We start from the raw sequence: 14136 nt of genomic DNA, 5'->3' as shown, positions 1-14136 counted from the left end.
TAACAACCCCTTAGTAAGTTCGAACTTTTGGTGGAAATGCATCCATGGTCTTCGGAGCAAAGTTTACATCACGCTTAGTGATCTCTTTGGTCTTCGGATCAAACATTGAGTGGCACAACCAGTTAACATCATCACGTTCAGTGTAATCGTTACGGGCGTGAGCACCGCGACTTTCTGTCCGTGTCAATGCAGCGATAGCCGTTGCTTCAGCAACTTCCATCAGGTTTTCCAACTCAAGCGCTTCGATGCGTGCAGTATTGAAAGACTGAGACTTATCTTCAAGGTGCAGATTAGCAACACGCTTACGAAGATCTTTCAACATCTCTAGACCTTTCTCCATGCTTTCGCCTTCGCGGAATACGCCGAAGTACAGCTGCATGGTTTTCTGAAGATCAGCACGAACCTCAGAAACACGCTCACCACCGGTAGAATTGTTCAGACGATTCAGACGAGCCATCGCTTGTTCAATATCAGACTCAGTCGCATCATCAACAGCATAGCCTTCAGCCATCTGCTTCTCGATCTGAATACCCGCAGCACGACCAAAGACAACCAGATCAAGCAGTGAGTTACCACCTAAGCGGTTAGCACCGTGAACCGATACACAAGCCACTTCACCACAAGCAAACAGGCCATCAATGATTTCATCATTACCATTGGCATCACGACCAATTGCCTGACCACCAACATTGGTAGCAACGCCACCCATCTGGTAGTGACAAGTCGGTACAACAGGCACAGGCTCTTTAACCGGATCTGCATGAGCAAAGGTTTTAGACAGCTCACAGATACCAGGTAGACGGGAGTGCAACACTTCCTCACCCAGATGATCCAATTTCAGGAATACATGATCGCCATTTTCACCACAACCACGGCCAGCCAAAATCTCTAGAACCATAGAACGTGCAACAACGTCACGGCCTGCTAGGTCTTTCGCGTTGGGCGCATAGCGCTCCATGAAGCGTTCACCGTCTTTATTGACTAAGTAACCACCTTCACCACGACAACCTTCAGTTACCAATACACCCGCACCAGCAATACCAGTTGGGTGGAACTGCCACATCTCCATATCCTGCGCAGGCACACCCGCACGCAGAGACATACCCATACCGTCACCGGTATTGATCAGAGCATTGGTAGTTGATTGGAAAATACGTCCAGCACCGCCGGTTGCAAGCACCGTCGCTTTTGCTTTCACGTAAACGGTTTCGCCCGTTTCGATACAGATAGCGATAACACCAACAACAGCGCCATCTTTATTCTTTACCAGATCGACCGCATACCATTCATTCAGAAAGGTAGTACCGGCTTTCATGTTCGCCTGATAAAGCGTGTGCAGCAATGCGTGACCGGTACGGTCAGCTGCAGCACAGGTACGAGCAGCCTGACCGCCCTCACCAAAGTTTTTAGACTGACCACCAAACGGACGTTGGTAGATGCGGCCTTCTTCAGTACGGGAGAATGGCATACCCATATGGTCTAGCTCATATACCGCCTGAGGGCCAACAGAACACATGTACTCAATAGCGTCTTGGTCACCGATATAATCGGAACCTTTAACGGTATCGTACATATGCCAGCGCCAGTCATCGTTCGGATCAACACTTGCAATCGCACAGGTGATACCACCCTGCGCCGATACAGTGTGCGAACGGGTTGGAAATACTTTTGTAATACATGCGGTATTTAAGCCACCTTGGGCCAATTGCAGTGCAGCGCGCATACCGGCGCCGCCACCACCAATCACAATACCGTCAAAAGTCAGCGTACGTATCTTGCTGCTCATCTTACACTCCCCACAGAATCTGAATGCCCCAAACGACGTATATAAACGTCAACAGACCGCAAAAGGCCTGAAATAAGAAGCGAATGCCGGTTGGCTTAATGTAGTCAGTCGAAATTGACCACATGCCAATCCAGGCGTGAGACGCCATAGACAGCAACGCTAGCAACGTAAAAATACGCATTGACGTACATTCGAACAACGCACTCCACTGCTGATAATCCAAATCTGGAGTCAACAGCATGTAGCCCATCATAAAGACTGTAAATGCAAGCAGCACGACAGCAGTTACACGCTGGATCATCCAGTCGTATAGCCCGCTTCGGCCAAAACTTGTAATTGAAGTTACCATATCCATACTCCTGCTAGCAGAATAGAAACAGCAGAGATTGCCAAAGTTGCTTTGGCAGCAATTCCCGCAGTGTCTAACTCTTCGCAATAACCAAAATCCATTACCAGATGTTTGATACCGGCAAAGAAGTGATACAGCAACGCTGAAACCAATCCCCACGCAATCAACTTCGCAAAGAAGCTCTCAGTCAACATCTGTGCAGCGGCTTCAAAGCCTTGCTCAGATTCAAGAGACATTCCAAGTGCATAGAGCATGAAGAAAGCGCCAAAAAACAACGCTAGCCCCGTCGCACGGTGCAGTATGGAAGTGATAGCCGGAAGTGGCTGTTTAATAGTTCGTAGATCTAAGTTTACGGGTCTTTTCTCGTTCACGGCTCTTGTTCACACTTATGTTAAGCCCAATTGCAGGGCCAGGTTGTTAAAGGTAGTGTACAAAGACAAAGATAAGTACCTCGGTCCGAGCCTGCACCCCATCCCGAAATGAGCAATGCAAGCTGGAAAAGGAGTATACCAGTAAATCGCCGCAATACAATTAACCAACACGGTTTCTACGTCTATTGTCTAGTATTCGAATGGTTGAATAAGTAGGTTTAACCACCTACAACCAAATGATTATTCAGCTAATTTAAATTTCCTGTTAGTACCTAATTACAACGGCTTAGGACATTGCTGCAATGCAATAAATGGGAGCGCAATTGAATTGACAAACAGATTCAACTCACTATAGTGTCAGGGTCCTGTAATGAGCTATGCACCTTTAGAGTTTAACTAACTCTATTAAGGGCTAAACGCTGACAGGATTAACTGCAAACCCTGCTGTGGCAATAAATACTCTTACTACAATTTATAAAGTCATTCAGATTAAACAGAAATGATAGGAGCCTATAATGGCTGACAAAAAAGCACGCTTAACAGTCGACGGCATCGACGAGGTTTTCGAATTACCAGTCTACACCGGTACCATGGGACCTGATGTTATTGATGTTCGCGCACTGACTGGTAAAGGCCTGTTCACTTACGACCCAGGCTTTGTTTCTACCGCGGCTTGTGATTCCGCTATTACCTATATCGATGGCGGCAAAGGCGTTCTACTGCACGGCGGTTACCCCATTGAACAATTAGCAGAGAACTCCGACTACCTAGAAGTATGCTTCCTGCTGTTGAATGGTGAATTACCAACTCCTGAACAAAAGCAAACATTTGTAGACACTGTTAAGAACCACACCATGGTTCACGAACAGATGCTTCATTTCTTTAACGGCTTCCGTCGCGATGCCCACCCAATGGCTATCATGGTCGGCGTTGTTGGCGCCCTGTCTGCTTTCTATCACGACTCTCTCGATATCGATGATGCCCATCACCGCGAAGTCTGCGCTTACCGCTTAATTGCGAAGATGCCAACGATTGCAGCGATGTGTTACAAATACAGCATCGGCCAACCTTTCCAGTATCCACGTAACGATCTGGATTATGCCGATAACTTCCTGCAGATGATGTTTGGCAACCCTTGCTCTGATTATGTAACCAATCCTACTCTGGCAAAAGCCATGGATAAGATCTTCCTGTTACATGCCGATCATGAGCAAAACGCTTCAACCTCTACTGTACGCCTAGCTGGCTCTTCAGGCGCTAACCCATTCGCCTGTATCTCTGCGGGTATTGCTGCACTTTGGGGCCCTGCTCACGGCGGTGCCAACGAAGCGGTACTCACCATGCTGAGTGAGATCGGTGATGAGTCCAATATCGAAGAATTCATTCAGCGCGCTAAAGACCCTGAAGATTCTTTCCGCCTAATGGGCTTTGGTCATCGGGTTTATCGCAACTTCGATCCTCGCGCTAAGGTCATGAAGCAGACCTGCGACGAAGTACTGGCAGAACTCGGTATCGAGAACGATCCACTACTAAGAATCGCCAAGCGCCTCGAACAGATTGCGCTAGAAGATCCTTATTTTGTAGAACGTAAACTGTACCCTAACGTTGATTTCTATTCAGGCATCATCCTGAAAGCGGTTGGTATTCCAACTAACATGTTCACCGTTATTTTCGCGTTGTCACGCACCATTGGCTGGATCTCCCACTGGAGTGAATTCCATAGCAGCCCGAACAAAATCGGACGTCCACGTCAGCTGTACACTGGACCTGTTAAGCGCGACTACCCTAAAAAGTAAATCGCCAGATCAAAAAAGCCGCTCACTGCGGCTTTTTTTATGCCTTCTCTAAACACCAACGCCATCGCACTATCATTGGAAACATCCTTAAGCACAACCTCCAACAACGATAAGCTGCCAGTAAATTTTCACTCTACGCCTAAGCGGCTAACAACTCCCTTCAATCATACCTTTAACACTCCCTCCCCTAGTAGCGCCGACAAAAAAGATAAGCCAGCAGACAATCCAACAGATAATAAAACAACACCACAAAACGCAAAAAACTAGGCAAGCCTAGTTTTTTGGGTGAAGCAATAGGACAGATCTTGCGATCTAACTACCTCAGGTTAATCTTCCGATATCGATTCAATTTTATGAATAGAAAGATCGGCACCATTAAATTCATCTTCTTCATCAAGCCGCAGCCCCATCACAATTTTCAAGCCGCCATAGACAACACCACCGCCAATCAACGCAACCGCAATCCCCATTCCTGTTCCGGCAATTTGTGACAGCAGGCTCACGCCACCCAAACCACCCAGCGACGCTGAGCCAAAGATACCCGCAGCAATACCACCCCAGGCACCACACAGGCCGTGCAAAGGCCACACACCTAGCACATCATCGATCTTCCAACGATTCTGCACGATGGTAAACATCCAAACAAACAACCCTCCAGCAACCCCACCAATCATTAACGCACCAATAGGATGGACAATATCCGAACCAGCACAGATCGCCACCAACCCTGCTAACGGGCCGTTATGTATAAACCCTGGGTCATTCTTACCGAGCAGCAATGACACAATAATACCGCCGACCATAGCCATCAAACTGTTCACCGCAACTAACCCAGAAATCCCCTCTAAGGTTTGCGCCGACATCACATTAAAACCAAACCAACCGATACATAGAATCCAGGCACCGAGCGCTAGAAAAGGAATGTTCGACGGTGGAAACGCCACTAACTTACCCGCACGATAGCGCCCTTTACGAATGCCTAACATTATCACCGCGACCAGCCCTAACCAGCCACCAACACCATGAACAACAACCGATCCGGCAAAGTCATGAAAAGGCGCTCCGAAAGTAGCCGCCAGCCAATCCTGCACGCCATAATTTCCGTTCCAAATAATCCCTTCAAAAAACGGATAGACAAAGGCCACGATCAAGGTAGAAGCAATCAAGAAAGGCCAAAAACGTGCACGCTCAGCGATCCCTCCCGACACAATGGCCGGAATCGCTGCTGCAAAGGTTAACAGAAAGAAAAACTTAACGAGCTCATAGCCATTTCTCTGCGCCAACGTCTCCGCATCTTGGAAAAACGTCACATCGTAAGCCACCCAATAACCAATAAAAAAATAAGCCACCGCCGAAAAACCAAAATCCGTCATGATTTTAACCAGCGCATTGACCTGGTTTTTCTGACGCACTGTGCCGACTTCAAGAAAGGCAAAGCCTGCATGCATGGCGAACACCATGATCGCCCCCATCAGAATAAACAACGTATTTGAACTCTGAACCAGTGTTTCTACAGCACTATTAACGCTTTCCACGGAGATCTCCTGCCGAATTACGCACCCATATAAAGCCAAAAATTATATAAGGCTCTTAAATGGTGCGTTATAGATTTATTAGAATAGTTTTGGATGCTGGCAATAACCCCTATACCCAGCACAGATACAGGACTTTATCGATAATAGCCAAAATCGCTCCAAAAATGCGCATTATATTAAGCAGAGTCCATGCCAACTTCTTAGACGCACCAACTATAAGCAGAACAGCGCCCCAAAAAAAACCACCTCGCGGTGGCTTTTAATATAACGTGATTTGAGAGCAACAAAAGACTCAACCCTATTCGGTCGGTGTTTTCGCCGATATCTCGAAGCACTGATGGATCTTACTGTTACGCTTAAAATCCAAATCAATGGTTTTACGGGTAATATCAACCACCTGATATTGCTCAGCCAGCGCCGGATCAATTTTAAAACGACGATAGTTATTGGAGAAAATCAGCTTACCCTCTGGACGCAGCAAACCCATCGCGAGATTAATCAAATCGGCATGATCACGCTGCACATCGAATACATCATGCATCCGCTTAGAGTTTGAGAATGTGGGCGGATCCATAAAGATCAGATCATAACCCTCGCCTCTCTGTGCCTTTAACCACTTGATGCAATCTTCTTGCAAAAAGTGGTTACGTGCTTCAGCAAAACCATTCAGCGCGAAGTTTTTCTTGGCCCAGTTCATATAGGTAGCTGACATGTCGATACTGGTAGTCGATCGTGCACCACCTTTGGCGGCGTGCAATGAAGCAGTGCCCGTATAACTAAACAAATTCAGAAAGTCTTTGCCTTTAGCCTCTTGCTGAATCTGCAGACGGATCGGCCGATGATCCAAAAACAGACCAGTATCGAGATAGTCATCGAGGTTCACCAGAATACGGCAGCCGCCTTCGGTGATATCAATAAAGCGTTCGGTTTGATCCTGCTTCTCATATTGATTAGTCCCCTGCTGCTTCCGACGCTGCTTGAGAATAATATTGTCCGCCGGGATATTCAGCACCGATGGCAGCACCGCAACGATTTCCTGCAAGCGCGCAAACGCCTTAACCACATCCACACTCTTAGGCGCCTGATACTCTTGCACATGCACCCAATCATTATAGATATCTATCGCCGCAGAATACTCAGGTAGATCGGCATCATAGAGTCGATAACAGTTGATATCTTGACGCTTAGCCCACTTCGCTAACTGCTTCAGATTTTTCTTTAAACGATTAGCCAGCATCTGCGCACCATCGCTCAATACGACAGGGGCAACTTCTGGTTCAACGACCGCCTCAACCTCAGGTTTAGCGATGGGGGTAGCGACAGGATTAGCAACAGGGCTAGAAACAGAAGGGGCGGCTACCGATTGACGGGGCGCGACCTCAGCTTCGGTTCGCGCACGAATATTAAAAATTTGCAGCTGGCTTGGGATAGCACCGTTATATAATTTATAGGTTTTATCCGCTGCCAGCTTCATCATCTTGCACAGCTCAGGATTACCGGTAAACACCGCCGCTTGCCAACCGGCAAACTCCGCTTTTAAGCGCTCACCTAAATGCTGATACAGGAAGAACAGTGTTGGTTCGTCCCCTAGACGCTCGCCATAGGGCGGATTCGTTAGCACTAAACCAGCACTATCGATAGCGGGATGTGACAAACGTGATAATTCACGGCGCTCCAAATGAATCAAACTCTCAACACCGGCACGGCGAGCATTATCCCGCGCGATACTCAGTACCTTAGCGTCCGCATCAAAACCTTCGAACCGGCTACTCACCTGCTTCAACCCCGCTTCACGCCGCGCTTGTGCTTCTGCCAACAGCTCCTGCCAAAGAACGTTATTGTGCTGCGTCCAATAGGTAAAGCCAAAATCACGCCGCAACAAGCCTGGCGCAATGTCCGCAGCCATCAGCACACCTTCAATCAACAAGGTGCCGGAGCCACACATAGGATCGAGCAACGCCTGCCCCTGAGCGGCCTTCTCCGGCCAGCCACAACGGTACAGCAGTGCTGCAGCAAGGTTTTCTTTCATCGGCGCTGCACCGGACTGCAGGCGGTAACCCCGTCGATGCAAACTATCACCGGAAATATCCACGGCAATCGTCGCCTCTCCTCGTTGCAGGTGAACATTCACCCGCAGATCAGGCTTCTGACGATCAACCGAGGGCCGACGCCCCGTTTCGTCCCGAATCTGGTCAACAATGGCATCCTTAACCTTCTGCGCGCCGAAGCGGCTATGGTTAATACCTTCAGACTGGCCGGTAAAGTCGATGATCAGCGTCCCCTCAGGGCGCATATGTTCCAACCACTTAACTTCCTGAACGCCGCGATAAAGAGCCTCGGCAGTTTCAGCCGGACAGCGGTGCAACTCAAATAGGACACGGTTAGCCACCCGCGACCATAAACAGGCACGATAAGCGGCTTCAAGACCGCCGGAAAAATACACACCCGCCAAGGTTTGCTTTGGCGCTTCAACATTCAGGGCCTTAAGTTCATCAAATAGAACAGGCTCCAGCCCCTTAGGGCAGGTAGCAAAGAATTTCATACTCAGGGAATACCTCTTTTAAGAACAGGCATATTAACGGCAAACGCTTTTAAGACCAATGACTAAGATGCCAATTCAAAGAAAACTACAATAAAGTGAATTTATTTCATTCAGCTTTGACTGTTTTAGACATCTAACGCAAGCCTTTGAACTCATGTTCTTTTTGCACATGCGTTGATGACAATTTAATTAAAAACTGATTTTTGATACTTTTTTTTAATTACACACAGGAAACCATTTCCGCCATTGTGAATCACAGTAGTTAACACCAACGACAGGAGATATATGTCACTGTAACCGGACCTACTGCGATGATTGCAGGTTGAAAGCTTAATATGAAGGCTTGAGACCTCGCCAAACAGCACAGTAATCCGCCCGAAAATATTAAGCACTATATAGAGGCATCTTTAAATGAAGAGACAAAAACGTGATCGTTCTTCAATACTTTTCAACCGCGGCTTTACAGCCGGACTCGTGGGTAAATCTAAAGACGAGTGCCCAGTTACTTTAGGCGAACTCAGGAACCACTGGTTAAGTGGTTGGCGTGAGGGTCGTGAAGCTCATTGGGATGGTCAGTCGGGTGTCTCGGCTATACACATCAATCCATCTTTACACTAATCAACATTGTCATAACCCCATAAAATAAAGCTTATGACTTAAACAAAGAAAGGCTCCCGAGGAGCCTTTCTGCTGTCTACACAGACGCTAACGCATAGAGCACAGAGCGATAGCTTTAAACCCTTTAATCAATGCGACGACAAATGTGTGCCTACAAACTGCGCTCAAGCTCTGCAATCGCCTTAACCGATTCAGCGATCAGTTCAGGGCCACGATAGATAAAGCCACTATAAACTTGCACCAATGAAGCACCCGCTTCGATCTTTTCCGCCGCATCAAAACCATTGGTAATGCCGCCTACGCCAATAATCGGCAGCGCACCACCTAGTTCGCGAGACAGTATACGAATCGCTTTGGTGGATGCATTACGGACCGGCACTCCACTTAAGCCACCCGCTTCTTGAGCGACTGAAGAATCCTCGACACCGGCCCGTGAAAGAGTGGTATTCGTGGCAATCACACCATCCATCTCATACGATTTAAGCGCTGCAGCCACCAGCCCAAACTCTTCTTCGTTCATATCCGGGGCGATCTTAACCGCCACGGGTACATACTTACCATGCAACAGGGCCAACCTAGCCTGTTCGGTTTTCAGTGCCGCTAACAGTTCGTTCAGTGAATCGCCAAACTGCAAAGAACGCAGCCCAGGCGTATTGGGCGAAGAGACATTGACGGTAATATAGGTTGCCTTGTCATACACTTTACGCATACAGATTAGATAGTCATCGGTCGCGTTTTCCACCGGGGTATCAAAGTTTTTACCGATATTAATCCCGAGAATACCGTCATAACGACTTTTCTCTATATTCTTTAATAGCGTATCAACCCCCTGATTATTAAACCCCATGCGGTTGATAATCGCCTGATGTTCAGGAATACGGAATAAACGCGGTTTCGGATTGCCCGGTTGAGGCCGCGGCGTAACGGTACCGACCTCCACAAAGCCAAACCCGAGCGCTGCCATACCATCAATTGCAATACCGTTCTTATCCAAACCTGCCGCCAACCCCACAGGATTAGGAAACTTAATGCCCATCACTTCAACTGGCTGGCTGATTGTCTTACAACGAATAAGTGAATCTAATCCGACACTGGCCATCAGGTTGAGACTGTTCAAAGACAGATCATGGGCTGTTTCAGGGTCGAGCTTAAACAACAACGATCGGGCAGCTTGATAGAGCATGAAATACCACAGGTCAATTTAAAGAGCGGGCATTATAAGCAATGTGACCGGCACTGTAAAAAAATCAAAGCCGTTCTATGGCGCTAAACTTACCAGACTGGGTAAAAGTAATGCGAAAACTCCCCTGAATGCCATCATGCAACAGATAAGGCTGGAGCAATGAGGATGGAAAACGCACGCGACGACCATCACGGCTTCTCGCGACAACATCCGTTACCTGCTGCCGATAGTGAGCTAAGTACTGTTCGGTGGTTAAACTAATATCAACGATAATAGACTGCATATATTCAGTCGCGGGAGCAACCCTGCGACCCATTCCATAAAATAACAACAATGTTTAGGTTAGTATGCTCGCTGCACGATCGCGGTTGCGACAAACGCATCAAAATCAATCACTCGCAGCACAACGCAATAGCACCATGACACAAGACAGTCGCCAAGCGTCGCAGCAACCCTAGCCACTAACCCACTAAGGAATCCGAATATAGCAAAAACAATAGCTTATAAAACCCCAAAAGATATCTTTTACGTCTAATTTTCAGTTATGCTACCGTATTAACAGCGGCATCGTCGCCGTCATCAGCGGACCACTAAAACCCGCCACATAACTTTTGGAGCCGGACAGACAACCGGAGTTAAAGCCACTTATGTCGCATTTGTTTCACCACACCCGTTTAATTGCTACCGCCATCATTGCTTTTCTCTCTTTTCCGGTATGCGCCCAATTAACTGTTTACCCGGATCGATTCTCGATCACCGAAGGCGAAACCATTCTGCTTACGGTGGAAGTCGATCAACGCACCGCCAGCCGGCCAGACTTCTCCCCACTGACGCAAGACTTTCATTTTCTCGGCAGTAAGCAGATGACCGTTTCGAGTTATGCCAACGGTGAAAACCAGAACACCACCCGCTGGAAAATACTGTTACGCCCACGCCGAGCCGGCGATCTGCATATTCCTGCATTACAGATGAACAACGAGGCTAGCCAGCCACAACTGATCAGTGTTGCCGGCACGAGCGGAGCCGCAGCGCTCGTCAGCCATGACGATTACCTCGAAAGCTCCGTCGATAGCAACGAGGTTTATCAAAACAGCCAGCTGCTTTATAGCACCCGCCTATTTCATCTGAACGACCTACCACCGATGTCGACCCTCTCCGAACCGGTGATTCCCAATATACAGATCATCCCGCTAGGGGAAACGCAGCACTATTCACGTCAGATGAAGGGGCAGACCTATCAAGTAACCGAGCAAAGTTATGCTCTGTTCCCTGAAAAAGCCGGCCAGCTCACCATACCCAGCGCTCATTTTAGCGCAGGACCCGGCACAACCGAGCTTAATACCGACCCAATACTCATCGATGTATTCCCACAGGTAGCACAACAGAAACGTGGCTATTGGCTGCCAACCAGCAAACTTATCCTTGAAGATCTGACCAGCGGCGCCAAGAATACACTCACCTTGGGCGACACCCAGATACGAACCTATAAAATCAGTGCTGAAGGCTTACTCGCTAAGCAGTTACCCGCCATTACGCCCCTGCGTAATGAACTCGCACAGATTAGCGTCGACGATGTCAGCCTAGAACAGAAGATCACCCCCAGCGGCATTAGCAGTAGCCGGACGGAAACCGTGCGCATCAAGCCAACCGAACGGGGTGAAGTCACGCTGCCTGAGATCAGTATTCCATGGTGGAATGTTAATCAGGACAGCAGTGCCACCGCCAGTCTGCCCCAGTTAGTCCTCAACGTTCAGCCAGTCTCAGCGACAACCAAGCCTGCAGTCGTCGCCCCCATTCAAGCGACAGAGGCCGCGGTCACCCCCGTCAGCGCAACGGGGGCCGACAAAGAGCAAACAGCACAGCTACTCATTTGGCTACTCGCCGCCATCGCCATGATCTCTTCACTGGGCTGGTTATATAGTTACGCCTCTCAACGACGCAAACAATTTGATATCGGCGAACCCGATCAGCCCACTATATCGCCACTGCAACCCTTACAGCCTCAAAGCAACTCGATAAGACCCAGCAACCGGGATAAACTCAACAAAATCATGCAGGAAGAGCAGCAAGCCTTTCGCTTAGCCATCGAAGCCTGCTACAACGACCAACCACTTGAAGCCCGATTACTAATACTCGATTGGGCCAGACTGTTTTGGCCCCATAACCGCTTTGAAGACAGCCTCGACCTGAGTGATCTAAAAAAGAGTAAAACCCTCGAACTCCTATTAATCGATATGGAAAGCTATATCAGTGGTTCTGAGTCGGGTCAGTGGTCCGGCGACTTATTGGCGAAGGCACTAGAACATATCCGTTCATAATCGAGACAATTCAACAGCCTATCAACCATCGACTAATCGCGAGTGTTAACAACCTGTTGCAAGGCATCCCTCAATTGCGGATAAACAAACTGATAACCGGCGTCTAACAACCGCAGAGGATAGACCCGCTGCCCTTTGACCAGTAGATCACTCCCCTCGCCCAACATCAGCTGTAGAACAAAAGCAGGCACCCTAAACCAAGCGGGACGGGAAAGCGCCTTTGCCAACTGATGGCTAAAGGTGGCACTCGTCACCGCCTCCGGTGCCGTCAGATTATAAGCTCCGCTAAACTGCTCATGGGTTAGCAGCATCGCAATAATCTCCAACTCATCCTGCAGATGTATCCAAGACATCCATTGCTGCCCATCCGCCACAGGGCCGCCAAGCCCTAAGCGAAAAGGCGGCAACATCTTCGCTAACGCACCTCCCTGACCCAATACAATACCGGTTCGGATCACACAGACTCTCACATGCTCCTCTTGCGCCTGTAACGCTTCGCTTTCCCAGCGCTGACACAGGGCATGTGTATAGTCATCGACCATTTCACCCTCTTCACTCAGTAACAGATCATCATCACGACAACCATAATAACCGATGGCTGAACCGCTGATCATCACCTCGGGCTTATGCTCCAGCCGTTTGATCAGCGAAACCAACCCACCGGTTATCTCGAGACGGCTATCGATCAAAACCTTTTTCCGTGCATCATTCCAGCGCTTATCAGCGATCCCTGCCCCCGCAAGATTGATGATGCCATCGAGCTGCTCATCACTCTGAATCTGATCCAGATGCGTGATTACGCGCACAGCAGAACCAAATTGCTGCTGAGCTTTCGCTTGAGAGCGGCTCATAACGATCAGCTCATGCCCATCCTCTAACAACCGCGGTACTAGATGGCCACCGATAAAACCCGTGGCACCGGTGATTAAAACCTTCATATAGATCTCCTTTAAGGCATTGCAATCAACGCAGTCTGTCTTTATAACCATAGACCCGTGATAATTTAACAGGAAAATTTATGTTCACCGGTATTGTTCAGGGCACGGCAACAGTTGTTACGACCACCCTTAAAGATCAGTTCATGCAGCTCACACTGGAATTTCCCCAAACCCATTGCGAGCACCTTCAATCCGGCGCCAGCATCGCTATCAACGGCACCTGCCTAACTATTACGGCGTTTAACGACAATCAGATCCAATTTGATCTGATTATGGAAACACTGCGGGTTACTAACCTAGGTAGATTGCAGCCCGGCGACCAGGTTAATTTTGAACGTGCTGCCCGTATTGGCGATGAGATCGGCGGCCACCTTCTCTCCGGTCATATCCACGGCCAAGCCAGCATTGTTAAGATAGAACAACCCGCAGACAACCGCATCATCTGGTTCGAGGCGCCCGCGCAGATCATCAAATATATTCTGCCCAAAGGCTTCGTTGCTCTTAATGGCTGCAGCCTAACCATTGGCGAAGTCGAGGCAAACCGTTTCAATGTCTATCTGATACCCGAAACCTTAACGGTCACCCTGTTTGGTCAAGCAGCCGTAGGAGACCTGATCAATATCGAGGTCGACAGCCAGACCCAGGCGGTCGTCGATACTGTCGAGCGCTATATGCAGCAATCCTCTCACTAAACCTATTA

The 14136-nt window shown here is 48.5% G+C and carries 12 protein-coding genes; 4 read left to right on the top strand and 8 right to left on the bottom strand.

Translation table 11 applies throughout. The annotated features are described in order from the left end of the window. Window positions 1-10: 10 nt before the first annotated feature. The 3 genes from sdhA to sdhC are packed head-to-tail and all read right to left on the bottom strand — an operon-like array spanning window position 11 to window position 2506. Entirely contained in the window at window positions 11-1786 is a 1776-nt protein-coding gene (gene sdhA, locus EH243_RS07515; RefSeq protein ID WP_126158032.1) for a succinate dehydrogenase flavoprotein subunit, read from the bottom strand. A 1-nt stretch (window position 1787) separates the two neighbouring features. Next, entirely contained in the window at window positions 1788-2135 is a 348-nt protein-coding gene (gene sdhD, locus EH243_RS07510) for a succinate dehydrogenase, hydrophobic membrane anchor protein (protein WP_126158031.1), read from the bottom strand. Next, window positions 2129-2506 (bottom strand): succinate dehydrogenase, cytochrome b556 subunit, encoded by a 378-nt coding sequence (gene sdhC, locus EH243_RS07505; protein WP_126158030.1) that lies wholly within the window; start codon window positions 2504-2506, stop codon window positions 2129-2131. The genes sdhD and sdhC overlap by 7 nt, the downstream gene beginning before the upstream one ends. A 515-nt stretch (window positions 2507-3021) precedes the next feature. On the opposite strand from sdhC, the gene gltA reads away from it, so the two are divergent. Continuing rightward, the gene (gene gltA, locus EH243_RS07500) at window positions 3022-4302 is read left to right on the top strand and encodes a citrate synthase (protein WP_126158029.1); all 1281 of its coding nucleotides are present in this window, start codon (window positions 3022-3024) and stop codon (window positions 4300-4302) included. A gap of 326 nt (window positions 4303-4628) precedes the next feature. Here gltA and EH243_RS07495 read toward each other — a convergent pair whose 3' ends face one another. Further along, on the bottom strand, window positions 4629-5837 hold the full coding sequence (locus tag EH243_RS07495; RefSeq protein ID WP_126158028.1) for an ammonium transporter: 1209 nt from the start codon (window positions 5835-5837) through the stop codon (window positions 4629-4631). Between the two features lie 298 nt (window positions 5838-6135). Next, window positions 6136-8379, bottom strand: a complete 2244-nt coding sequence (rlmKL, locus tag EH243_RS07490) for a bifunctional 23S rRNA (guanine(2069)-N(7))-methyltransferase RlmK/23S rRNA (guanine(2445)-N(2))-methyltransferase RlmL (RefSeq protein WP_126158027.1) — start codon at window positions 8377-8379, stop codon at window positions 6136-6138. A gap of 411 nt (window positions 8380-8790) precedes the next feature. Here rlmKL and rmf point away from each other — a divergent pair, with 411 nt between their 5' ends. After that, window positions 8791-8997, top strand: coding sequence for a ribosome modulation factor (gene rmf / locus EH243_RS07485; RefSeq protein WP_126158026.1), 207 nt, complete (start codon window positions 8791-8793; stop codon window positions 8995-8997). Window positions 8998-9148: 151 nt separating this feature from the next. Here the strand turns inward: rmf and EH243_RS07480 are convergent, their stop codons facing one another. After that, complete coding sequence (locus EH243_RS07480; RefSeq protein WP_126158025.1) at window positions 9149-10180, bottom strand: quinone-dependent dihydroorotate dehydrogenase; 1032 nt, start codon at window positions 10178-10180, stop codon at window positions 9149-9151. A gap of 64 nt (window positions 10181-10244) precedes the next feature. Further along, window positions 10245-10463, bottom strand: coding sequence for a DUF2835 domain-containing protein (locus tag EH243_RS07475; protein WP_126158024.1), 219 nt, complete (start codon window positions 10461-10463; stop codon window positions 10245-10247). 364 nt (window positions 10464-10827) lie between these two features. On the opposite strand from EH243_RS07475, the gene EH243_RS07470 reads away from it, so the two are divergent. Continuing rightward, window positions 10828-12498, top strand: coding sequence for a BatD family protein (locus tag EH243_RS07470; protein ID WP_126158023.1), 1671 nt, complete (start codon window positions 10828-10830; stop codon window positions 12496-12498). A 32-nt stretch (window positions 12499-12530) separates the two neighbouring features. On the opposite strand, the gene EH243_RS07465 is transcribed toward EH243_RS07470, so the two are convergent. Further along, window positions 12531-13436, bottom strand: a complete 906-nt coding sequence (locus tag EH243_RS07465; RefSeq protein WP_126158022.1) for a TIGR01777 family oxidoreductase — start codon at window positions 13434-13436, stop codon at window positions 12531-12533. An 80-nt stretch (window positions 13437-13516) separates the two neighbouring features. Between EH243_RS07465 and EH243_RS07460 the strand changes: the two genes are divergently transcribed. After that, on the top strand, window positions 13517-14128 hold the full coding sequence (locus EH243_RS07460; protein WP_126158021.1) for a riboflavin synthase subunit alpha: 612 nt from the start codon (window positions 13517-13519) through the stop codon (window positions 14126-14128). The last annotated feature ends 8 nt before the right edge of the window (window positions 14129-14136 follow it).

The sequence above is a fragment of the Amphritea opalescens genome, from assembly GCF_003957515.1.
Classification (GTDB): Bacteria; Pseudomonadota; Gammaproteobacteria; order Pseudomonadales; family Balneatricaceae; genus Amphritea; species Amphritea opalescens.
The sequence above is the reverse complement of the archived record's forward strand: the minus strand, read 5'-3'. Positions and strand labels throughout refer to the sequence as shown.